This is a genomic window from Microcoleus sp. C2D2, assembly GCF_036702495.1.
Lineage (GTDB): Bacteria > Cyanobacteriota > Cyanobacteriia > Cyanobacteriales > Microcoleaceae > Microcoleus.
Genome location: NZ_JAUBTO010000003.1, coordinates 66,053 through 88,933, shown reverse-complemented (window position 1 = coordinate 88,933; position 22,881 = coordinate 66,053). Strand labels below are relative to the sequence as shown.

22 protein-coding genes and 1 pseudogene are annotated in these 22,881 nt (G+C 47.2%); 14 read left to right on the top strand and 9 right to left on the bottom strand.

Annotated elements, in window-relative coordinates; genetic code table 11:
• Window positions 1–63 precede the first annotated feature (63 nt).
• Genes QUB61_RS02025 through rpmH form a run of 3 tightly spaced genes read right to left on the bottom strand, consistent with a single transcriptional unit; the run spans window position 64 to window position 1,012 of the window.
• Complete coding sequence (locus QUB61_RS02025; RefSeq protein WP_333122702.1) at window positions 64–456, bottom strand: PH domain-containing protein; 393 nt, start codon at window positions 454–456, stop codon at window positions 64–66.
• Window positions 428–832, bottom strand: a complete 405-nt coding sequence (gene rnpA / locus QUB61_RS02020; RefSeq protein WP_333122700.1) for a ribonuclease P protein component — start codon at window positions 830–832, stop codon at window positions 428–430. The genes QUB61_RS02025 and rnpA overlap by 29 nt, the downstream gene beginning before the upstream one ends.
• Before the next feature lie 42 nt (window positions 833–874).
• A complete protein-coding gene (gene rpmH / locus QUB61_RS02015) occupies window positions 875–1,012 on the bottom strand; it encodes a 50S ribosomal protein L34 (protein ID WP_006632320.1) in 138 nt (45 codons plus the stop codon).
• Window positions 1,013–1,260: 248 nt separating this feature from the next.
• On the opposite strand from rpmH, the gene QUB61_RS02010 reads away from it, so the two are divergent.
• From QUB61_RS02010 to QUB61_RS02000, 3 genes are all read left to right on the top strand, one after another.
• Window positions 1,261–1,635, top strand: a complete 375-nt coding sequence (locus QUB61_RS02010; RefSeq protein WP_333122698.1) for a DUF433 domain-containing protein — start codon at window positions 1,261–1,263, stop codon at window positions 1,633–1,635.
• Window positions 1,636–1,814: 179 nt separating this feature from the next.
• Window positions 1,815–2,438, top strand: a complete 624-nt coding sequence (locus QUB61_RS02005) for a hypothetical protein (protein ID WP_333122696.1) — start codon at window positions 1,815–1,817, stop codon at window positions 2,436–2,438.
• A gap of 526 nt (window positions 2,439–2,964) precedes the next feature.
• Window positions 2,965–3,102 (top strand): DUF433 domain-containing protein, encoded by a 138-nt coding sequence (locus QUB61_RS02000; protein ID WP_333123007.1) that lies wholly within the window; start codon window positions 2,965–2,967, stop codon window positions 3,100–3,102.
• A gap of 6 nt (window positions 3,103–3,108) precedes the next feature.
• Here QUB61_RS02000 and QUB61_RS01995 read toward each other — a convergent pair.
• From QUB61_RS01995 to QUB61_RS01985, 3 genes and pseudogenes are all read right to left on the bottom strand, one after another.
• Window positions 3,109–4,064 (bottom strand): annotated as a pseudogene (locus QUB61_RS01995) (IS630 family transposase).
• Between the two features lie 342 nt (window positions 4,065–4,406).
• Window positions 4,407–5,186 carry a Uma2 family endonuclease gene (locus QUB61_RS01990; RefSeq protein WP_333122687.1) on the bottom strand — a complete coding sequence of 260 codons (780 nt, stop codon included), beginning with the start codon at window positions 5,184–5,186 and terminating at the stop codon, window positions 4,407–4,409.
• A gap of 31 nt (window positions 5,187–5,217) precedes the next feature.
• Window positions 5,218–5,652 carry an HlyD family secretion protein gene (locus QUB61_RS01985; RefSeq protein ID WP_333122685.1) on the bottom strand — a complete coding sequence of 145 codons (435 nt, stop codon included), beginning with the start codon at window positions 5,650–5,652 and terminating at the stop codon, window positions 5,218–5,220.
• A gap of 9 nt (window positions 5,653–5,661) precedes the next feature.
• Between QUB61_RS01985 and QUB61_RS01980 the strand changes: the two genes are divergently transcribed.
• On the top strand, window positions 5,662–6,030 hold the full coding sequence (locus QUB61_RS01980; RefSeq protein WP_333122682.1) for a hypothetical protein: 369 nt from the start codon (window positions 5,662–5,664) through the stop codon (window positions 6,028–6,030).
• Between the two features lie 229 nt (window positions 6,031–6,259).
• Here the strand turns inward: QUB61_RS01980 and QUB61_RS01975 are convergent, their stop codons facing one another.
• Window positions 6,260–6,730: a MarR family transcriptional regulator gene (locus QUB61_RS01975; RefSeq protein WP_333122680.1), complete on the bottom strand. Its 471-nt coding sequence runs from the start codon at window positions 6,728–6,730 to the stop codon at window positions 6,260–6,262.
• A gap of 188 nt (window positions 6,731–6,918) precedes the next feature.
• Here QUB61_RS01975 and QUB61_RS01970 point away from each other — a divergent pair, with 188 nt between their 5' ends.
• The 9 genes from QUB61_RS01970 (at window position 6,919) to QUB61_RS01930 (ending at window position 16,220) form a co-directional block, all read left to right on the top strand.
• The gene (locus QUB61_RS01970) at window positions 6,919–7,581 is read left to right on the top strand and encodes a class I SAM-dependent methyltransferase (RefSeq protein WP_333122678.1); all 663 of its coding nucleotides are present in this window, start codon (window positions 6,919–6,921) and stop codon (window positions 7,579–7,581) included.
• Between the two features lie 124 nt (window positions 7,582–7,705).
• Window positions 7,706–7,942: a DUF433 domain-containing protein gene (locus QUB61_RS01965; RefSeq protein WP_333122676.1), complete on the top strand. Its 237-nt coding sequence runs from the start codon at window positions 7,706–7,708 to the stop codon at window positions 7,940–7,942.
• 8 nt (window positions 7,943–7,950) lie between these two features.
• Window positions 7,951–8,295 carry a DUF5615 family PIN-like protein gene (locus tag QUB61_RS01960; RefSeq protein WP_333122673.1) on the top strand — a complete coding sequence of 115 codons (345 nt, stop codon included), beginning with the start codon at window positions 7,951–7,953 and terminating at the stop codon, window positions 8,293–8,295.
• A gap of 22 nt (window positions 8,296–8,317) precedes the next feature.
• Entirely contained in the window at window positions 8,318–9,028 is a 711-nt protein-coding gene (locus QUB61_RS01955; RefSeq protein WP_333122670.1) for a M15 family metallopeptidase, read from the top strand.
• Between the two features lie 286 nt (window positions 9,029–9,314).
• Entirely contained in the window at window positions 9,315–10,388 is a 1,074-nt protein-coding gene (locus QUB61_RS01950) for a glucose-1-phosphate thymidylyltransferase (RefSeq protein WP_333122667.1), read from the top strand.
• Between the two features lie 229 nt (window positions 10,389–10,617).
• A complete protein-coding gene (locus tag QUB61_RS01945) occupies window positions 10,618–11,175 on the top strand; it encodes a hypothetical protein (RefSeq protein ID WP_333122664.1) in 558 nt (185 codons plus the stop codon).
• Window positions 11,176–11,276: 101 nt separating this feature from the next.
• The gene (locus tag QUB61_RS01940; protein WP_333122661.1) at window positions 11,277–13,415 is read left to right on the top strand and encodes a glycosyltransferase; all 2,139 of its coding nucleotides are present in this window, start codon (window positions 11,277–11,279) and stop codon (window positions 13,413–13,415) included.
• A 440-nt stretch (window positions 13,416–13,855) separates the two neighbouring features.
• Window positions 13,856–14,926: a glycosyltransferase family 1 protein gene (locus QUB61_RS01935; protein WP_333122658.1), complete on the top strand. Its 1,071-nt coding sequence runs from the start codon at window positions 13,856–13,858 to the stop codon at window positions 14,924–14,926.
• Between the two features lie 211 nt (window positions 14,927–15,137).
• Complete coding sequence (locus tag QUB61_RS01930; protein ID WP_333123004.1) at window positions 15,138–16,220, top strand: glycosyltransferase family 1 protein; 1,083 nt, start codon at window positions 15,138–15,140, stop codon at window positions 16,218–16,220.
• Window positions 16,221–16,464: 244 nt separating this feature from the next.
• Here QUB61_RS01930 and petG read toward each other — a convergent pair whose 3' ends face one another.
• Window positions 16,465–16,584, bottom strand: a complete 120-nt coding sequence (petG, locus tag QUB61_RS01925; RefSeq protein WP_015174208.1) for a cytochrome b6-f complex subunit V — start codon at window positions 16,582–16,584, stop codon at window positions 16,465–16,467.
• A gap of 181 nt (window positions 16,585–16,765) precedes the next feature.
• Here petG and QUB61_RS01920 point away from each other — a divergent pair, with 181 nt between their 5' ends.
• A complete protein-coding gene (locus QUB61_RS01920) occupies window positions 16,766–17,146 on the top strand; it encodes a cytochrome c (protein WP_333122654.1) in 381 nt (126 codons plus the stop codon).
• 92 nt (window positions 17,147–17,238) lie between these two features.
• Here the strand turns inward: QUB61_RS01920 and QUB61_RS01915 are convergent, their stop codons facing one another.
• Window positions 17,239–22,350 (bottom strand): DUF4347 domain-containing protein, encoded by a 5,112-nt coding sequence (locus QUB61_RS01915; protein ID WP_333122651.1) that lies wholly within the window; start codon window positions 22,348–22,350, stop codon window positions 17,239–17,241.
• Window positions 22,351–22,881 lie beyond the last annotated feature (531 nt).

Here is a 22,881-nt window from a genome sequence, read left to right as displayed (position 1 = left end):
TTTTTGTTTAGTTTGCCAATAGTCGCACTCACTTCACCCTGATTTGAGGGCGAAGCGGTTCGGTTATTTAGCTTGGGCCGCATTTGCTTTTTGAGCTGCTGCGGGCAGTTTTTCGTTAATGTAGTCATACATGGCTCGAAATTTCGGCATAGCTCTCAGTTCCAAGCGGCTGCCATTTTTCATTGTGAGTACCATGTCTCCGTAACTCCCGAAACCTCGAGGTACTGTGACGATTTTGACTATATCTGAGTAGATAACGTCTGTGCGATCGCCCCCCATCCAACCGCTAGTTACGGACACTCGGCGATTCGTGATCCGATACCGCAGCCACAGAGCCCGGACAATTCCTCCTACTGCGAGGGGGATGCCGACGACTGTCAGCCCTAGGAGTAAGTTGATAATCAAGTCTCCCGGCGCGGGGCCGCCTTCATAATATACTTCCTCTCGAATTCCCATCTAGCACCTCGGCTTCTACCAACAACTGCTCTAATTCTTGCAGAATTTCTGCATAATTGCACTCTTGTGCGATCGGACGCACGACAATTACTAAATCCCACCCGAATTTTAATCGGGGCAATAGCTGTCGCAAAGCTGCCCGAATCTGACGCTTAATCCGGTTGCGGACTACAGCGCGCTTGCTAACCTTCAGGCTGATAGAAATGCCTGTGCGAGTTGGCTGCAAGGATTTTTCGGCTGTGGGTTTGCTTAATTCGACGCTTTTGGGTTTACGCAGAGCTCTTAAGCTCAAATGAGCGGAGTTGCGGCGAATTCCCTTGCGGTAGACGGCGCTGAAGTCTTTTCGGTGTTTGAGTCGGTTTGTCTCGGGCAACATGGCGTAGGGCGATCGTTGAGGCTTCTCAACCTTGATGCAGTGCTAGACTGCGAGGCGGTGGCGACCTTTGCTGCGGCGGGCTTTGATTACCAATCGACCGGTTGCGGTGCGCATTCTGGCGCGAAAACCGGATGTTCTTTTTCTTTTGCGGCTGGTTCCGTGCAGGGTTTGCTGTGTCATTTTGATTTCTCCGGGCTTGTTACTTTACTTTTGATTAATATTCACAATCTTCTATTATACCATAGAGTTGTTGAGTTTACAAATAATTTTAAATTCATGATATTAGTTTGTGGGTAATTCCCAGAAACCCGGTTTCTTTCGAGATATTTCGTATCCCAATTAAGATTATCGAAGAAACCGGGTTTCTTAGCCTGTGGGTAATTCCCAGAAAAAGGTAATATGGATGTAGTTTTTGGAGGGTTAGGGATATGACTCCACAACCTAATGGAAAAGTGACGATCGTCCGCACAGAAAGGGGGCTGACGATCGCGGGGACACGCATAACCCTTTATGATGTAATAGATCATCTCAAAGCCCAGTATCCCCCTAAATTCATTCGGGACGTATTTAACCTTACGGATGAGCAGTTACGCGCTGCCCTCTCCTACATTGAGGCGCACCAGACAGATGTAGAAGCTGAGTATCAAGAAGTTTTGAAATCAGCCGAAGAAACCCGGCAATACTGGGAAGAGCGCAATCGTGAACGCTTTGCTCGCATCGCGGCAACTCCTCCTCGCTCTGAATATGAAGCTGTGCGAGTCAAACTTCAGCAACGTAGAGCGCAGCGGGAAGCAATATGGTGAGGGATAATGAAGATGGAACTCAGACTCCGCTAGTCATGCCTAATCAAACTGAGATTAAAAGCGGTACATTGAGAGCTATCTGTACGCAGGTTAGGCTTTATAGGTGTCTATAATCGGATTTAGAAAGACATATTTTGGTTGCGAAGAGATTAGATGTTGTATTTTGATGAGTTGGAAAAATGGACAAAGAAGTGCAAATCTGGAATGAATACCAAAGTCTGCGGAGTGAAATAACTCACGCAGATTCTCGGAATTACCAAACTATCAGCATAATTGTTGGTGCAGCAGGGGCTATTCTAACAGCAGGACTGAACCAAAGTGATCCTGTTCTCAGATCGCTCATTTTTATGTGCATATATGTTGTTACAATTCCTGGCTATAGACTTTTACAAGGAAATCGTCGTCGGATATGGCGGATTAGCACCTACATCCGTACTTTCTTGGAACCAAATCTTGAGTTCATAAAATGGGAAACCCGATTAGATGGGTCTCGCAAACAGCCAACAGGCGAAAATGTACGACAGGCATTGTCATCACTCATTGGGATTAATGAATGGTTTATTATAACTATGATTTACTTAATTGCAGGTGCAGCAACAATATTTTCTTTGGTTAGTTTAGTCGGAGATAATCCGTTCAGTCAATGGCGTGTCATTAGTATTGCCAGCGTTGTTATTTTTAATATCTGGCTTGTTATTGTAACTGCACGCCAAGAGAGAGATTTGAGGCGGCTTGGAAAAGTAGAACAAGACTTCTTAAACTTTTGGTCAGAGTTGAGAGAGAGAGAACAGAATACTGCATGAACAAAATGCTTGGGCAGATTGGTCGAAAATGCCCAATTCCAGCAATGAAATTCTTCCGAACATCTGCCCTAACCAACATAGCGATCGATTCAATGAACACCCTGTTGCTTTAACAGGTTGGTATATCGGCGATGGTGCTGCACCAATTGGATAAAATACGTGGCGCAATGCTTTAGGGAGTGCTTCTGCATTCCTGCTCTTACTATGCGATCGGGAAAATGATTCGATGCGATAACAGTAGTCTTCGCTCAGACTCTGTAAATGATTCTAAAGATGAGCGGACAACAGCCTATTCCATTATTGACAGCAAACCGTAATGCAAAGGGTGAATACTCTCTGGAACAGGTGATGCGCGAAGAAAATGAGCCAACTTCATTTCCGATTATCACGATATGTGCGAGGCAAGATGTAGGTAAAGTATTTAAGTGAAGCGAGCTATATCTGGATATCACTTAATATGAGATACGCCAGATGACTTTAGGATACAATTGCGATAAAAGCTGGTAGCCAGTTGGCTGAATTTGTTATGGCATTAATATCCCGTGTTGTTCATAGCGACCCCGACATTCTGGGGGGAACCCCTGTTTTTGTTGGAACTCGTGTGCCAATGAGAACCCTACTTGATTATCTTGAGGCTGGTGATTCATTAGATGTATTTCTATAGCCTTTCTCAAAAAGATGAGGTACAATAACAGCAGTGTGTAAACCAGTTAACAATATTTGACGATGTAACTTGCCCGAACGCAAACTCTATGGCTTTTCCTAATTCTTGATAATTAGTAGTTTTGAGAGAACGGAGAATAATTTTAAGTTTTGACCACAGATTTTCAATTGGTGAAAAATCTGGTGAATAAGGTGATAAATATATTAATTTTGCCCCTTTTTTTTCGATAGCTTTTTTCACTTCTTCTCCCAGGTGAATGGGACAATTATCCATCACTACACAAGCACCTTTCCATAGTTTTGGCACAAGCTTTCTGATAATAAAAGCTTCAAATGTAATTGCATCAGTTCCGCCTATTAGATTAACCGATGTCAAAATTTCCTTGACTGACATTGCTCCAATTATTGAGACATTTTTGCCACGTTTAGTTGGTTTTGGTCCCGTGGCTCTTTCACCTTTTAAAGACCTAGCATATAACCTAACCATTGCCAAATTAACTCCCGATTCGTCAATGAATATTAAGTCTTTCAAACTAATCTTTTTAATTTGTTTCCAGAACTCACATCGCAGGAGTTGAACTCGTTCGGTGCCTTTACCTGAAGGGAAGAGAGTTTTTTTTTACAGTAATGTCTAAGAGTTTTATCATTCTTCCTATTGTTGCTCTACTAACGGAAAATCCAATTCTCCCATAAAGTAAATAACGGAGTTCTTCAAGAGTTGCATCATTATTTCCTTCAATCAATTGGGCCAAGATGAGTAGTTGCTCCGCATTCAGTTTGCCTTTGACTCCACATCGGTCAGTTCTCGGAGTAATGTTTTTTGTTTAACGATATTGTTTAAGCAATTTTTGTCCGCAACTCCGAGGCTCCAGAAAAACGCTTAGCTATTGCTTTTTGTGAAATGGGTTCAGCATGATAAGTATCAAGGATTTTTTGCCTAAAATCAATCGAATAAGCTTTCATTTTTAACAATGTATGAAGTTTGGTACAAGTAAACGTGTTGTGAGTCAAGCAGATCGTGCTGTCAAAAAAATGCTATTATGTGTGGTATCGCTTTCGCGTGGCTTGTGCGTAACCATGTAATTATAGTTCATTTGATCTGATCTTCTCTGTTTGACACTCACGAGTGAGTGTCAGTAACATGATACCTCATCTTTTTGAGAAAGGCTATAGATCATTTCCCTAGTGTCAGTCGGGAACAGACAATCGCAGCCCTTGAATTAGCAAAGGAAATGCTGAGTGCCTATGCGAATCCTGCTTAATGAATGTGTCCCCCGCCCTTTCCTGTCTACAAGAGCTATCATCCTATGCATCCAATAATCGATCGGGATCGATACCTTGCGCTCTAAGCATTGCCTCTAACCGTTCTGCACGTTGCTGGGCTTGTTCCTTCGCCAGTCGCTCTTGCTCCTTCGCCTGCCGCTCTTGCTCCTTCGCCAGTCGCTCTTCCTCTGTGCGTTGTCTTTCCCGCTCTTCAGGGCTTAGTTGCCGATCGCCCGCTGCGTCGTACCACGTTAAAATCTCCTGGGACAAGCCACCTACCAAACCCCGATAGCGTCCAATTCCCAACCCCACCTCCGGCATCCAGTAAGGTTCGCCAATTTGTAGTTGATAAACGCCATTTTCGAGTTTGTAGAGTTCAAAGGGTTGATGGCGATCGCGCTGCCAAAATTCGGGGTTATAAATTAGGTAATACAGCACGCCTAACTCGGCGTAGAGCTCCAGTTTTTCGTCATATTCGCCTCCGGGACGGTGGGACACCATCTCCAACACAAAAATCGGCACCACCTCGTTTTCTTCCCAAGTGGCATAGCTGCGCCGCGATTTTCCTCCCTTCTTGCGCTCTACCCCCAGACTCAGGAAAGCATCAGGAACCACGGGCACTTTCGGACTCACGCCAGTAGTGTGATACACCGCCATATCGACGCCGAAGTACCAGTCCATCCGCGCTGACCAAAGGTAAATCAATGACAGCAGCAGCAAATTGGGTAACAGGTTCTGGTCTTCGTTATCCACGGGCGTATCGTCCGAACAGGGCAGGTCGGCAGTGCTGGGCAAATTTTGCAACAGAGGCTTGGAAATCACCGGAGGAACCGCCAGAGAAACTCTGTTTATACTATAGCAATCCTAAATCATTTGTGAATTTCTTACTCCCTCCCCGAACTCGCGGGGAGGGTTGGGGTGGGGTAAAAAATTTACGACTCCTGCAAGGATTGCTATATTGTACCGTAGCTGACATTAAAGGAAACACAGTTAAATTCATCCGTATATCCGTGTCAACATCCGTGTTCTTCCCTGATTTCAGTTCAACATTTACCGTAGCAGACATCCCCGGTGCAATTCGCGATTCATAGCCTTTAATGCTTTCGGCATCAAACACAAATTTTACCGGAATTCGCTGCACAACTTTGGTGAAATTGCCCGTAGCATTATCGGGAGGCAATAAGGAGAATTGAGCGCCAGAAGCAGGGGAGAAACTATCGAGACGACCCTCAAACTTGCGGCAACCAAAAGCATCTAATTTGATTTCTACTTTTTGGCCTGGTTTCATATTTGCCAGTTGCGTTTCTTTGAAGTTGGCAACTACCCACAAATCGTTACTGACGATCGCCATTCACGGATTTCCCGGCTGCACCCGCTGCCCGACTTCAACGGATTTGCGGCCGATTTGTCCGGCGGCCGGAGCAGTAATATTCGTTTAGGAAAGTTGCAGTTGAGCGTCTTTAACCGAGGCTTCCGATTGCCCGATCGCAGCTTTAGCAGCATCCTACTGCGATCGACTGACTTTAGTTTGTTCGCCCGTAGCTTGCGCCTGTTGCCATCCGCGCCTGTTTTGACCTCGGCGGGGGCGCTGATTTCTGTTTCTGGGGCTGGTATGACCGGCACCATTTTAGCTTGCTTGGGTGTTGTCGCCGATCGGCTTTTCTAATAGGGCGACTGCTTTGCCCTTGCCGTTGCCGTTGAATTCTGGGTTGCTTTTGTTTGTGCCTTTGATGCTATTTGACTCCTGATTCTTTAATAAGATGTCGTTTGTTTAGGATGCGTAGTTTTAATTTAGTAAAACGGCTTTTTTTAAGAGTGCGTAGTATTTGGCGGTTATTTGTCATGTAGTGGAGGTAGATGCTGCTGCACTTGACTCAAAAGATTGATTTGTGGGTTTAGGAAAGATTCACGATCGCCCGATCGATCAGTTGGGAAAAGAGTTCTCGATCGGCCTCTGAAAAGCCCTCGACAGATCGATCTCGGATTGCAGCTACCAGCGGGGGCAATACCTCTTGCAGTTCCCTGCCGGAGTCTGTCAGCCAAATGCGCCAAATGCGGCGATCGCGCTTGTCTCTCTCGCGGCGGACTAGACCTCTTTCTTCCATGCGATCGAGCACGCCTGTCAGCGTCCCGCCTACCTGTTGCAGTTTGTCGCCAATGCTGGAAGTCGGCAAACCGTCTTCTTGCCACAAGCAGCACAGTACCAGCCAGTGAAAAGCGGTCAATCCATAGGGTTCAAGTACCTCTTGCAGCCTGCGACTGCCTAGCTGTGCCAAAAGTTTGACACGGTAGCCCAGGCTGTGGGGGGCGAGAACGTCGTGCCACTGAGCTAGATTTGTGCGATCGACAGTGGATGTAGTAACCATCGGTTTATTACTTAGCGTTCGTATTATTAGCGTAAAATGCTTTTTGGGAGCTGTCAAGGGGGTGCAAGCAGGTTTTTTGGCGATCGAATGCGACGCTAAAATCGGGAATCCGCCCTCTGCCGGATATGTTAACAATTCTTAATTGTTCTTAAACTAGAAAGAGTATATCTAGTTTGCGATCAGAATTTATGTTGCTTCCAGCCGACAAACGCACCAAGTTAGACGACACCGACGACAATTTGTTCTATTCCTATCCCCGGTTTGTGACTCACGTAGACGATGGATTCATTCAGCAACTAACCGATTTGTATCGGGAACGGCTGAAGCCGAATACTCGGATTTTTGATATGATGAGCAGTTGGGTTTCTCACTTCCCCGACGAGATGCAATTTGCCCATGTCGAAGGGCACGGCATGAATCAAGAGGAGTTGGCAAAGAATCGCAGGCTGAATCATTATTTCGTGCAGAATTTGAACGCAAATCCCAAATTTCCACTGCCAGATGCAGAGTTTGATGCCGTTGTCAACTGCGTTTCGGTACAGTATTTGCAACACCCGGATGTAATTTTTGCCGAGATTCACCGCATTTTGAAGCCGGGCGGCGTAGCAATTATCAGCTTTTCCAACCGGATGTTTTATCAAAAGGCGATCGCGGCTTGGCGGGAAGGATCGGAGGGCGATCGGGTAGAATTAGTCAAGGGTTACTTTGATTCCGTCAAAGGAGCTAATATACCGGGATTTAGCAAGCCCGAAGTAATAGTTCGCAAGGCTAACTTGCCGAGTTTTATGCAAATGCTGCGAATAGGAAGCGGCGATCCGTTTTATGCGGTAGTTGCTTACCGCCAAAGTTAGGATTTTTTGGCAGTAAGGACTTTAGGACTTTAGGTGGAAATTGAAAGCACTAAAGTCCTTACTACAAAGCGATCGAAAGCTACGCTCTTTAGGTTAGGATATATTTAATATTTGCTCCTAAAATATGAAAAACCAGCTTTTGCAGCGCATCACACTCGATCCAAATATCTGCCACGGAAAACCCTGTATTCGCGGTCTCCGATATCCAGTAGAGTTCATTCTTGAATTACTAAGTTCTGGTATGAATGCTAAAGAAATTATAGAGGACTATGATGATTTAGAACATGAGGATATTCTAGCTGCTTTGCTATTTGCCGCGCGGCTGACTCAAGTGAAAAGCATATACCGAGTATTAGTGTAATCAAGTTTTTGGTAGATGCACAATTACCACTACGTCTTGCGCGCGTGCTGCAATCTGCTGGTTGCGATAGTATTCATACTAAGGATTTACCTCGACGAAATGCAACTCCGGATTCAGAAATTAACTGGCTTTCCATCCAAGAAAGCAGAATTGTTATCACCAAATATAGAGATTTTATCGATTCATTTACGATCCAGCAGCAACCTTACAAGCTGTTGATGTTGACGACAGGCAACATAAATAATAACCAACTTATAGACTTATTTATGAATAACTTGTCGCAGTTGGCTAAACTCTTTCAGGAACATTCATTGACAGAAATGAATCGCGATACAATTGTAGTTCATCAGTAATAAATTAGGGTGAAACCTGGATATGAAACCATATCACCAAATATCTATCGACGAATGTGGCGAACCTTTAGTCCCTATTCCCACCGAACATTTTGCCTTTCAAATGCCGCACCCTTATCAAAAGTTGGGTGCTCCCTATCACAACAGCAAAGCAGATTCGCCTTACTATTTGCGGCAAGGAGTTGTAGATAGTTTAATCGCAGCTCAAACTGAGCTACAGCAAAATTATCAAAATTGGAAAATTCTGATATTTGACGCTTATCGGCCGGTCGAAGTCCAGCAATTTATGGTAGATTATACTTTTAATCAAATTGCCATAGCTCAAGGCTGCGAATTTCCAGTTTCCGAAGACAAACGCCAAGTGATTATAGAACACGTATATCAATTTTGGGCAGTACCGAGCCTCGATCGCGCGATGCCTCCCCCTCACAGTACAGGTGCAGCTTTAGATGTAACTTTAGTGGATGAAAATAATCGGCTAATTGATATGGGTTCTCCGATTGATGAAATATCAGAACGTTCTTATCCCGATTATTTTGGTAAGAGCAAGGAGCCGCAAAAACAGGAATATCACCGCCACAGGAAAATCTTAAAAGATGCGATGATAGCTGCGGGCTTTCAGCAGCATCCTAACGAATGGTGGCATTTTTGTCTGGGCGATCAGATGTGGGCTTGGTTGACAAATCAAAACAATAGTGGTAGTCAATTTATGGCCCGATACGGTCGCTATTAAAAGGGTACGCCATTAAATCGAAACAGGCGCACTCTCGACCTTGAGAAACCTGGTTTCTTGACAAAAAAACCTCAGCTTTTAGCTGCTTCCTCCAGCAAGAAACCCGGTTTCTGACACTCTGTGCCTCCAGGAATATAAAAGTTTGAGCAAAATAAATCATTTGTATCAGAATACACGGCAACTATTGCCAGCGGGGTAGCAGTGGTTTAAAATCAACGAGAGCGAACAAGTGCAGGCAAATCGAGCCAGCACCGCAAACCCTAAAGGATAACTTATAGTTCACCCAATGAAAGCACTCATCCTCTCTGGCGGCAAAGGAACACGCTTGCGCCCCCTCACCTATACGGGTGCTAAGCAGTTGGTTCCTGTAGCAAATAAGCCGATACTGTGGTATGGAATTGAAGGAATTGTGGCGGCTGGGATTACGGATATTGGAATTATTATTAGTCCCGAAACCGGGGAAGAGGTGAAAACGAAAACAGGAGATGGATCTCGCTTCGGTGCAAAAATTACTTATATTTTGCAAGACAAGCCGGCGGGACTCGCTCACGCGGTAAAAGTTGCCCGACCCTTTTTGGGCGATTCTCCGTTTATTATGTATTTAGGAGATAACTTAATTCAGAATCAGTTAGATCCGTTTTTAGAGATTTTTAAGAAGCAGAAACTAGACGCTCTAATTTTGCTGCGCCCAGTCCCCAATCCCTCTGCTTTTGGTGTTGCAAAAGTTGATGAGAAAGGAAGAGTTTTGCAGTTAGTAGAAAAACCACAAGTTCCGCCCTCGAATTTAGCACTGGTGGGGATTTATTTTTTTGCTCCTAGTATTCACGAGGCAATCGATCAAATTCAACCCTCGGCCCGTGGCGAACTCGAAATTACAGACGCTATTCAACAGCTCATGAATCAGGAAAAACAGGTAGAAGCCTGCAATTTAGAGGGTTGGTGGCTGGATACGGGAAAAAAAGACGATTTACTGAGTGCAAACCAAATCATTTTAGATAGCTGTATCGTAGCTTCAACTGAATTAAAAGTAGACGCCAAAAGTCAAATTATCGGACGAGTGCAAATAGGCGAAGGAACGGAAATCATTAATTCTACAGTTCGCGGGCCGGTGCTAATTGGGGAAAATTGCCGCATTGAAAATTGCTTTATCGGGCCTTATAGCAGTATTGCCGATCGCGTGACGATGATTGATGCTGATATCGAACACAGTGTAATATTACAAGGGGCGAAAATACTTGGCATTCACCAGCGAATTGTTGACAGCGTGATCGGGCAACGAGCTCAACTCACAAATGCGCCGGCTCGTCCCAAAGCTCTGCGGTTTATGATTGGTGATGACAGTCAAATTGAGTTAGCTTAAATTGAGGTTTGCCAATATCGAAAGCAATAATCCTGATTTAACAAGAGATAAGTTTTATTGTGGGGTGGGCATCCTGCCCGCCCTTGAACAGGCAAGATGCCTGTTCCACAATTAATTACAATTATTCACACAGCAAAGCGGCCTGTTCACAATTAGTTACAATGATTGAAACAGCAAAGATGCCTGTTCCATAATAATTCATACTAAGTTACCTAAAGGAGAGGAAAGTTTGCAGCCAGAAGAGATACCAACTCAACAGATAATAGATAAATTGCGCCAAACTTTGGAGCCGCGAATTGGTATTGCTGAGCCGTCGCTGCCGGGAAGAGAAAATAGTGCGATTCCCTTCGGGATAGCTTCGCTTCACGCCCGAGATGAAGATGACGAAGACATCGCCCTGTTAAAGGCGGGTTTCGACATTTATAACATCCCCATTACCTCTTACCAAAGGCGGCTTGGTTCCGCAGTAATTGCAGTTAGGAAAATAGTCAGAAAATTGCTCAGGCCCGTACTCGAACGACAAGTAATTTACAATTTTGCTAATACCCGCGTCGTTCAAACATTGAGCATTCAATTGCAAAAATTGCAAGAAAATCAACAAAATCTAGAGAAAAAAATTAAATCGGAATTCAGCAGCGGATCTCCCGAAGTTAGAGCACAGCTTGAGACTCAACAAAATGCGATCGCAGCTTTTCAGTCTGAAATAGAGCAAATTAAAGCAGTGCAGCAGCAACATACTGCTATTTTAGAGAAGATTACCGCTCAAGTGCTCGATCGACAACAATAAAGCATCAAAGATGACCCAAAATAATTTGGTCACAAGGCCCCAAATTTATTCGCGAGAGCAATTCTTCAATCTAAAATCTAAAATCTAAAATCTAAAATCCAATGACCGCACTGCCAATATGTTCGTTAATTATAGTCAACTATAACGGTCTGCGCCACACGAAAGATTGCTTAAAATCTCTACAAAAACTTGCGTATCCCGAACAGCAACTAGATTTAATTGTAATTGATAATTGCTCTAAAGACGATTCCGTTAATTCCCTGCGCGAACTCTTTCCAAAAGTTCGCATTTTTGTCAATACTGCCAACAACTTTGCTAAAGCCCTCAACCTCGGCATCAGCGAAGCGAAAGGGCAATATATCGGCTTTCTAAATAACGATGCTACCCTTGACAGTCGCTGGTTAGAGATTCTTGTCAAACGGCTAGAAACTAATAAGAAAATCGGTGCCACTAGCGGCAAATTGCTGTTTAAAGACGGGCGAATTAACAGCGCAGGCATTCAGCAATTACCTAATTTTTATTGGCGAGATGTCGGCTTTGGCGAGAAAGATTCGGGACAGTACGATACAGAACGGGAAGTCGAAGGGCTTTGTTGGGCGGCGGTGCTTTTTCGGAGAGAATGTCTGGAAGATGTCGGGCCAATTGATGAAGATTTTGTGATGTATTTTGAGGATGTAGAGTTTGCCAAACGCTGCCACAAACGCGGTTGGAAAATGCTTTATACTCCCGCAGCTATCGCCCATCACGAATATCGGGGTTCGAGTAAAGGAAGCAAACTTACCGAGTATTTCTGCAATCGCAATCGGTTTTTGTATTTGGCGAAACACGAACCTTTGCAATTAGTCTCTTCAATTCATACTTCAGATTTTTTTACCCATAAGCAGTACGATTTGCTGTTCGAGAGTTTATTTGTAGCGATTAAAAAACTTCGAGAGTATCAGAAACCAGAAATCATCGCCACTGTATTGCCGCAGTTGTCCGAAAAGTTGGCGGTGATTTACAGTCGCCTGAAGGTCGATCGCATTTTGTCTCGATTGCAGGTGGTTGGGGGCGATCGCAAAATGTCGATCGCCATTTACGATCACGGACTGCATTTTATTGGTGGCGGTCAAAAATACGTCGCTACCATCGCCTCGCTGCTACAAAATGAATTTGACATTACTTTTATCGCCAACAAAGCAGTTGCTGTTTCCGACTTAGAATCCTGGTACGGACTCAACCTTTCAGGATGCAAAATTAAAATTATTCCCTTGGGGTTTTACGAGAAACGCGGAATGCAGTGTATCGATTCCAGCACGATCGTGGATGATATGGACAATCCCTTTGATGAAATTGCCAGAGAAAGCAAAAACTACGATATTTTCATCAACGCAAACCAACTGGAAAAAGTGAAACCACTGTCGCCTATCTCAATATTTTTCTGCCACTTTCCCAATACTTTTCGCAACCGTCATTTTGCTGTCGATGACTACACTTTCATTATTGCCAATAGTCAATTTACTGTCAAGTGGTTGGATAAACGCTGGAACCTAAAGCCAACTTTTCTGCTTTATCCCCCGGTGGAAATGGCAACAGTTAAAGTGCCGAAAGAAAACATAATTTTGGCTGTGGGACAGTTTGAAGCTGGGGGAACAAAAAAGCAAATTGAATTAATTCAAGCTTTCCGCAGTTTGCTAGCGGGTTATCCTGAAGAATTCCAAGGATGGCGGCTTGTTTTAGTGGGAAGCAGTATTCCCCGCAATCCTTATTTAAAGACTGTTCAGAATTTATTGAAGCAAGATTCAAGGGCGATCGAGGTAAAAGTCAATGCTGACTTGGATGAGGTAAAATCGCTTTATGCTAGAGCGAGCATATTTTGGCACGGCTGCGGTTTGGGTGAAGTCAATCCTCAAAGATTTGAACATTTCGGGATGGCGACTGTGGAAGCAATGCAAAACTGTTGTGCTCCGATTGTTTTCAACGGCGGCGGCCAACCGGAAATTGTTCAACATGGGCGATCGGGTTTTTTATTCAATACCGTTGAGGAACTTTGCCAGCATTCACGTCAACTAATTGTTAATCCCGATTTGCTAGCAGAACTTCAAGCTGGTGCACAGCAGCGCAGTCAGAACTTTAGACTTGCACGTTTCGAGGAAAAAGTCAAGAGTTTTTTTGAGATTATTCACCAAGAATATGCTACAATTCGGCTGCCAAATCCGGCGGATGTAGCTCAAATGGTCGAGAGCGATCGCGATCGATAAATTGCGTAGGGGCGGGTTTACTAAGCTGTGTTGCATCTAGATTGCCTATGGTATTAGAGAGGGAGAGGGGGTGAAGGGGAGAGGGGGAGAGGATTTGACGATTTTTGATCGGGACTCGAAATATACAATTTAAATGCACAACAGCTTAACAAAATTTGATGATGAAAAACAATTTATATAAGCCAGCCCTCACACCACTAATAACTTACTTCAACCTTGACTTCTATACAGCCAGAAAAATGTACATTTTGATTTTTCGTTTGGTGGGGGCGGGTTTACCAGATAATTGGTTTGAGACGTAGATAGTTGGTAAAACCCGCCCCTACAATAGGGATAAATTTTGGTTTGATGGGGGCGGGTTTACCAGATGATTGGTTTGAGACGTAGATTGTTGGTAAAACCCGCCCCTACAATATAAATAAATTGTGTTCGATCCCATCATGTCTAACCCACTTTTAATCAATTTATCCTTTTTAAGTCCTGAACCAACGGGAATCGGAACTTATGCAGCTAATATTTTCCCGCAACTGCAACCGCTAGAACCCACATTACTTGTTTCCCAGCCAATTGACAATTATACTTGCTATCAAATTCCCGACACTCTGACACCGGACCGAGGGACGAAAGGACAAATTAACAGGCTGCGGTGGACTCAATTCAACTTGCCAAAAATTTACAAAAAATTGCAGTCAACCCTGATATTTTCCCCAATCCCAGAAGCACCTTTGTATTCCGGCTGTCGCTACATCGTCACAGTTCACGATTTAATTCCTTTGCGATTTCCCCAACGGTTTTCTCGTTTAACAGCTTATTTCCGCTACTACATACCGCAGGTTTTGCGGCAAGCAGAACACATTATTTGCGATTCTCAAGCAACGGCGGCAGATGTTGCTAACTTTTTCCAGATTCCGCGTCATAAAATGACCGCAATTCCCCTAGCTTGCGATAATATTAATTTTAGATATCTCGACTTGCCAGCCAAAAATTATTTTCTTTATACCGGCAGACACGATCCTTACAAAAACTTGGAAAGATTAATTGCTGCATTTGCGAATTTGCCCGATCGCGCAAATTACGAATTGTGGCTAGCAGGGCCTCCCAATGCCTACACGCCGCAGTTGACAGCACAAGTTGAAGAATTAGGTTTACAATCTTTGGTAAAGTTTCTCGGTTACGTTCCCTATTCTAAATTGCCCGTACTAATGAATCAGGCGATCGCCCTAGTTTTCCCTACACTTTGGGAAGGATTCGGCTTACCAATTTTAGAAGCAATGGCTTGCGGCACACCCGTCATCACATCCAACCTGTCATCGATGCCAGAAGTAGCCGGAGATGCCGGATTATTAGTCAATCCTTACAGCGTCCCAGAAATAGCCGAAGCCATGCAAACAGTAGCCACAGATTCAAAAGTGCGATCGAACTTAAAAACTGCTAGTTTAGCCAGATCATCTCAATTTAGCTGGCACAAAACCGGAAAAGCAACCGCCAACATCTTACAACAATACCTTTAAATCTTCCCTCTCTTCCTCTCTGCGCCCTCTGCGGTTAAACTCACATCTTGCACCATTGTCAGCAACAGGCAAGATGCCTGTTCCACAAAAGATAAATTTTCTTGTGGAACAGGCATCTTGCCTGTTCCTAAAAAGCTAATTGAGAATGGTGCAATATCTCAGGTTAAATAAAAAAAATCCCACCCAAAAACCGCAATCTACATATTATCCCATGCCCAATCCCCAATCCAACCTGCTAATCAACCTCTCCTTCCTAATTTCCAAACCAACCGGCTTAGCCATCTACGCCAAAAACCTATTTCCCCACCTAAAATCCCTCAATCCAACATTACTAACAGCCGAAAAATTTACCAATAGCAACTGCTACCAAATCCCCGCAAACCTAACGCCCGAACAAGGAACCAAAGGACACATCAACCGATTGCTGTGGACACAAACTAAACTCCCCAAAATTTACAAACAGCTAAAATCTAACCTGTTATTTTCCCCAATTCCCGAAGCTCCTCTATTTGCAGGCTGCCGCTATATCATTACAGTACATGACTTGATAGCGCTGCGATTTCCGCGTCGCTTCGATCCTCTGACACCTTACCACCGCTATTACATTCCCCAAGTGCTGCGCCAGGCTCAACACGTCATCTGCGACTCTGAATCAACTGCCAAAGATATCGCTAATTTTTGCAAGATTCCTCCTAATTTAATTACGCCAATTTTCCCCGGGTACGATACCAGTTTTTTCCGTTTTTTAGACTTACCAACAAGCAATTATTTTCTTTATATCGGTCGCCACAATCCCTATAAAAACCTGCAGCGAGTTGTAGCAGCATTTGCTGCTTTGCATCATAATTCCGAGTACGAATTGTGGATAGCAGGTTCGGAAGACAAACGCTATACGCCGCTGCTGAAAGCGCAGGTTCAAGAATTGGGATTGTTCGATCGAGTAAAATTCTTAGACTACATTCCCGCGGGCGACTTGCCCAAAGTCATCAACCAAGCGATCGCGCTGGTTTTTCCGAGTCTTTGGGAAGGATTCGGCCTCCCCGTGCTCGAAGCAATGGCCTGTGGCACTCCTGTCATCACCTCTAACCTGTCTTCAATGCCAGAAGTGGCGGGGGGTGCAGCAGTATTAGTCAATCCCTACAGCGTCGAGGAAATTGCCACTGCTATGCAAGAGCTTGCAGTCGGTGGCAAAGTTCGATCGCACTTGCGGGAGCTCGGTTTAGCCAGAGCAAAACAATTTAGCTGGGAAAAAACAGGGGTGCAAACTGCTGCTATTCTCGATCGATATATCTAATTTTTCTATTCTGAGGGTACAGAGAATCGTATTTAGGGTGCGATCGCATTTAGGGTGCGATCGGCACCGGTGTCAGCAGAAATCTGGGAAATAGAAGCTAAAAGCCCGATCTCATGTCTGGCGAATTAACAGCAATTAAGCTGTGGGACGGGTTTTGTAGGGGCGGGTTCGCCAATATCTACGATTGAGATCCAGGGTTGTTGTCAACCCGCCCTCCCCGCCCCTGGAGGCAAAATTCGCGCTTTTACTTGTTGATACCCAACTGATCGCCGCGCTTGTATTGCTGATAAGCAGCAAAAAACAGCCCCGACAGAGTAACAAAGATTAGACCCAGAACAATACCTGAAAGTAGCGGTTCTACCATGAGATCTCCTTAACGTTAAGATTTAACAACCTATTTTTAATATTACCAGCACTTACACAGATGAAATTTCGCATTAATCGCCCTTGAGGGGGTCTCAGAGCTTGCTCTCCCCGCTGCGAACGATTAAGCTATGTTATGAGAAATAAATTTTCTTGTAGATAGTTTTTTAAATTGAACTCCTTTGAATCACCAACTTGCCAGGAATGAAATTAAAAACCCGATCGAGCGACTTGCCATATTTGCGCTAGCGGTGTTGCTTGCCATCATATTGGCGAGTATGACAATTCGTCAGTTTCAAGTCGCCGATCCTTACGTCAAAAGCGTACTATCACTCACGGGCAACCCGTTTCAGGGTTCCGCCATCTTTCAAATGAACTGTGCCGGGTGTCACACATCGGTTTCAGACAGTCAAGTCGGGCCCAACTTGCACGGAGTGTCCGATCGCAAATCCCAATTGGATCTGATCCGGCAAGTCACCAGCGGGCAAACCCCACCAATGCCCCAGTTTCAGCCGAGTCCGCAAGAAATGGCCGACTTGCTGAAGTATCTCGAACAAATTTGACCGAAGAAGGGGAACGGAATTCGTTCCCCTTCTCCCGATTGTCCAGGCAAGAGTAAGGTGCGCGCCCGGAGCACCCTACTGCTTGTGGCGGACTAACCGAGCAACCTAAAACTGCTCGCCGATAACTGGGTCGGCCGCACGCCGACAACTCTAGCCAAAATCTCGTTGCTGCCGGCGATGCCGATCGCAGTTGAGCCATTAATTGCGGTCAATGACAGTTGATTGAAGTCCAAGCCTCCCACCAAGACGATCGCATCAACTCCTTGGGTGAACTTGATAATGGTGTCGGTTCCCCCGCCCGCTGCCAAGACAAAGCCATTGCGGCCAATGTCGCCAACGAGGGTATCGCTGCCCGTGCCGCCAACGAGCAAGTCATCGCTAGTGCCACCAAAGAGCACATCATCGCCACTGCCGCCAATTAAGGAATTGTTACCGTCGCCGCCGCAGAGAGTGTCATTGCCTCGATCGCCAATTAGCACGTCGTCGCCAGCGCCTCCCAACATTACGTCATCGCCTTTGCCGCCGTACAATAGGTCATTGCCTTCGTCGCCAGAGATCGAGTCGTTGCCGCGATTGCCATAAATCGTATCGTTAGCGCGATCGCCAAAAATCAGGTCAAAGCCTTTGCCGCCGAAGAGAGTATCGTTATCCACGCCTCCGTAGATAGTATCGTTGGCCGTATTGCCATTGATGTAGTCGCCGCCGGCTCGGCCAAAGATCAAATCGTTGCCCCCGAATCCGAAGATAGAGTCAGTGGTGGCAGTACCCACGATCGTATCGTCGCCGTTAGGGCCCTCGATCACATTACCCACTGAAGGATTGCCGGGCTCATTGGGAGTAGCGATCCTGGGGAAGTTCTCAGGGCAAACCAAATCTGTCGGCGTCGGCGTCGGTGTCGGCGTCGGCGTCGGTGTCGGCGTCGGCGTCGGTGTCGGCGTCGGCGTCGGCGTCGGTGTCGGCGTCGGCGTCGGTGTCGGCGTCGGTCCAGGCGTCGGTCCAGGCGTCGGTCCAGGTGTTGGCGGTGTCGGTGGTACGGGTGTCGGTTCGGGTGTCGGTTCGGGTGTCGGCGTCGGCGTCGGCGTCAGCGTCGGGAAGTTCCCGAAGTTGATGTCGCTGACAATAGCGCCCGAAGCCAGGGCGATGTCGGCGGGGTCGGGGGTGCTTTGGGTGAACCCAGTTTGGTTGACCTCCCGGACGCGGTAGGTTCCCGGCGCTAGGTTCGCGAACAGATAGTTGCCGCTGCTATTTGTAGTCGTAGTAATAGGAGTACCACCCACTACTCCGGGCGTGAGGTTGATTAACCGAATTTCGACATTGGGCAAACCCGGTTCTCCAGCATCCACAATGCCGTTGTTGTTGATGTCTCGGAACTTCAGTCCTTGGATCGTCCCGGGTTGGGGCAGGAAATTGCCGAAGTCAACGCCCGTGATGTTATCTGAGAGATTAACCGTAACGGGGGCGGGGTTGGGGGTCGTCTGCGTCCAGCCGTTTTGCTGGACTTCCCTTACCTGGTAAGTACCTGCGGGTACCTCGATGATAGTGTAGTTGCCGTTGGCGTCGGTGATGGTAGTCAGTTCGCCCTGATCGAAGACTCCATTTGGTGGGTTGCTGTCGATGAAGATTTGCCAATTTTGCAGCCCGACTTCCCCGGCATCCTTGATTGTGTTTTGGTTGAGGTCATTGAATTTTTGACCGCTGATGGTGCCGGACTCAAAGAAGTTGCCGAAGTTGTTGTTTTGGGAGTCGAGGCCGCTGGTGACGGCGATCGTAAACCCGCCGGAAAGAGTAGGCGTGGCTGCATTGACGGGGGGCACAGTTTGCCTCCAGCCAGTTTGTGGCACTTCCCGCACTGTAAAAGTGCCGGGTGTAAGGTCGTCGATCTCATACTGACCCGTAGCATCGGTGATTTCGCTTTCTTCATCAGCATCGAAGGTGCCGTTATTGTTGGCATCCACGTAGATTGTCCAGCCTCCTAGGGGTGGTTCTGCTGGCAAATCTTGGGTGCCATTTTTGTTGCGATCGTTAAATTTGATCCCGCCGATCTTGCCTAGCTGGAAGTTGCCGAAGTTTTGATCCGTAATGTTTGTGCCGCTGACCGGGTTAATTGCATAAAAAGGCGGGCCCGCGGTTTGTGAGAATTCCTCAGGCACGTCTTCTCTCACAAAGTGCAGACCGGATCCGACGTTGGTAAAGCTATAAGTACCAGGAGCCGCTGGCGCTGTCCCGGTAACTTGAGAGGCGATTTCCGCATCACCGCTATCTAAAGTGCTGTTATTGTTAGTATCTTTGAACAAGCGAACGGTGATGCCGTTGAGGGGGGTGTCGTCAGCAGAGAAGCCGTTGCCTGTGAGGTCGGTGAATTGGGTGCCGCTGACGGTGATGTTTTGGAAAACGCCGAAGTTTTGGGCGGTGACAGCAGTACCGCTTAGGGCGGTAAGGAAAATTGGGGCAGCGGGGAAAGAAATACTGGTGTTGGCTGGGGGAGTGGCTTGTATCAGGTAATTCCCCGGGGCGATATTGGAGAAGAGGTAATCTCCGGCTCCCGCAGTCGTTTGCGGAGTGCCGACTACAGTATCTGTGCCGACTTCTAGCGTGCCGTTGGCGTTGGTGTCTTTGTATAAGTTAACGGTGATGCCGTTTAATACCGTGTCATCGGGCGTGAGGCCGTTGCCCGCGAGGTCGCTGTAGGTTTTGCCCGCGATCGATGTTTTCTGGAAATTACCGAAGTTGGCACCGGTGACATTAACAATACCCGTATTTGCCGGAGTCGGGCCGAGAGTCTGCACCCAAGCTGTCGCAGGGGTTCCAGCGGGCGGCGCTTCTGTAATCGGAGTAGCTGTTTTTACGTCGCGGATGATGTAAGTGCCGTCGGCTGCGGTGGTAGCGCTCTTGGTGCCTACAGAAATCACCCAGCCCGTTAGACCTGGTTCAGTTGCCTGCTGAACGCCGTCACCGTTAACGTCGTTGAATTTAAGGCCCGTGACGATCGGGCCGTACTCGTAGGCGCCGATATCAACAGCAGTGCCGAGCGTCCGAGGAAACCCAGCACCTCGCTGGTCAGTCGCCCCCGCAGCCGCAGCTGCAGCGTTGCTGCCGCCGTTGATGGCCGGATTAGTGACGGTGGCAGTGCTGTCCGCCAAAGCATAGGTAACAGGAACGGCTGTAGCCCCGTTCAATCCTGGGGTAGGGGCGAGGACATTTGCTACAGGAACGGTCAGTTGCTGGGCGACAGGTAAATTGCTGCCAGCAACGTTGCCGATCAAATTGTTGATACTGGTGGCAGCGAAGGTTCCGAACACCTCAGGACTTGCGCCGCCCAAATTGCCCGCGACGATCGAATTTATGACATTCACAGTACCGCCGTTAGTAGCAATACCCCCGCCCACAGCAACAGCAGGAGCAGTCGCAGTAGCATTGTTAGCAGTGATGGTGTTGTTAGTGAGAGTTGCAGTAGCACCGCTGTTGACAAAAATCGCGGCCCCCGCGCCCTGGCCCGGTGTAGCGCCCGCGCCGCCCGCAGCGCCGCCTGTTGCTGTGTTGTTGAACAAAGTGCTGTTGTTCAGGGTCAAACTGCCAGCATTAACAAAAATTGCGCCTCCCAAACCAGCACCGCCGCCGCCACCGGCTGGGCTACCAGTGCCACCTGGCGTGAAAGCTCCAACGGTCGTACCCAGGCCGCCCGGTGTACCGCTGCCGCCTCCTCCTCCGAAGCCGCCAGCCCCGCCGTTGCCGCCCGGTATACCGCCGCCGCCGCCTCCTCCTCCGAAGTTGCCAGCCCCGCCAATGCCGCCAATGCCGGCTGCACCTGCTGTGCCAGTCCCAGCGACGCCGCCAGCCCCGCCGTTGCCGCCGCCGCCTCCTCCTCCTCCAAAGCCGCCAGCGCCGCCAGCGCCGCCAGCGCCGCCCGTACCGCCGTTAGTCCCGCCCGTACCAGCGCCGCCCGTACCGCCAGCGCCGCCGTCGCCGCCGTTAAGACCGGTACCAGGCAATCCGCCACTGCCAACGCCACCGTTGCCGCCCGTACCGCCAGGCCCGCCCTCGCCGCCGATGCTTTGCAACCCGGTGAGGCCAGTTTGACCGGGGCCACCTGCGGAAACGAAGGGAAACAGGCTGGCAAAATCGGTGTTGCCGCCAGGGCCTGCGACTGCGGCAGCGACGGGGGGCGCGCTGCCCGCGCCACCCGTAGCGCTGTTGCCAGTAAAGGTCACGCTGTTAACTGTGACAGTGCCGCTGTTGATAAATAGTGCGCCGCCGATGCCGGCTGCACCGCCACCGCCGCCCGTACCGAGATTGCCTTGCGATACACCACCGGTCAATGTCAGGTTGGAAAAGCTGACTGGGGTAGTCCCGCTGTCTACAAAAAAGCCCCGGTTATTAGCGAAATTTAGGATGAAACCGCCGCCGGTAAAGGTTATGGGCGTGGAAATCCTGGGCAGAACCTGTCCGGTCCCGAAGGTGATGTTGCCGGTGATGGCAATCGTGTCTGGATTCGGCAAAGCGTTAGCCAGAGTTATTGCATCTTGCAGTTCGCCAAATGTGGCGACTAAAACTGCGCTGTAAGCTTCCCTCGCCTCGGCAGAAAATGCCAAAGGTGTTTCTATTTTGCCCGTAGTTACTTCGAGTTCCCAGTCTCCACCCAGTGCCGCACTGCCGGTCAAGTTATCGGAAGCGGCAATATTTGCCCCGGTGAGCTGGCTCAGCCTTTGGACGAAGGCGACACCGGCTTCTGTGGCGGCGACGTTGCAACCGTAAAGTAGAATTTCCGGTTTAGCTGTAATTGAAGAGTTCGAGTTTGCCTCGGCTGCTGGCAAAGCAAACCATTTTTCTAAATAATTGCGGTAGCTTTCTATGTTGCACAGATTTAGTTCTGTGCCCCCCAGTTGCAAGCTGGCTGCTGCGCCGTGAGACAAAATGTGGACGGCTGCAATGTTTTTGCGCTGTTTAAGTGTTTCGGCGATTTGCTTGATGCCGTCGCGATCGGCTTTGAGAATAACAATTTCTGTATCGGGATTGGCAGTTTCTGTTAAACTTTCGCAATCTTTAACTTTTGTATCTGCAAAAACTATCTGGTGTTTCGGTTCTTTATAGAGTTCCACGATCAAATTCTCCTCGTACACACACATCAAATTCATAGCACAAACCAAACGCAGCAGCGATCGCTCTTTTTCTGGTGCGGATGAGAGTCGATCGCCCCTAACTTTCACCTCACCTAACTTACACCTAAATTAAATATTGACAAAAACGTTTTTTTATGCTCACCTAGCCTAACGGAGTTAGTTTGATGGTTGAGAAGTTTTAAAGGGGGATATTGTTCCTGCTGTTACAAAAAAGTTGGAGAAGACTTGGGCGCTATTTTCTGAGCTACCCGAGATGGAGGCAATACCAGATTTTATCAAAATTGTCAATCAAATAATTAACCGATGGCGATCGATATTTGTTAGTCAATAGTCATCAGTCACGGTTATTAGCTGTAAGCTGATATTATTTAGTAGTGCTTAGCTGCTGAATGATAGGGATGTGCGATCCTCTTCGAGGGCAACGCTTACGAACAACCGCAATCACATTGCTTTCTAGTGAGGAATGCAAGTCCTCATAAAACTTAGAGGACTTGCATTGCTTACTAGAAACGCGATCGCGGTTATTTTACAGGAATATATATGAGTGATGAATGCTGACTCATGACTAACATTCCTGGAGACTATTAGACTCAATAAACCGCGAATAGGAAAAAAAAT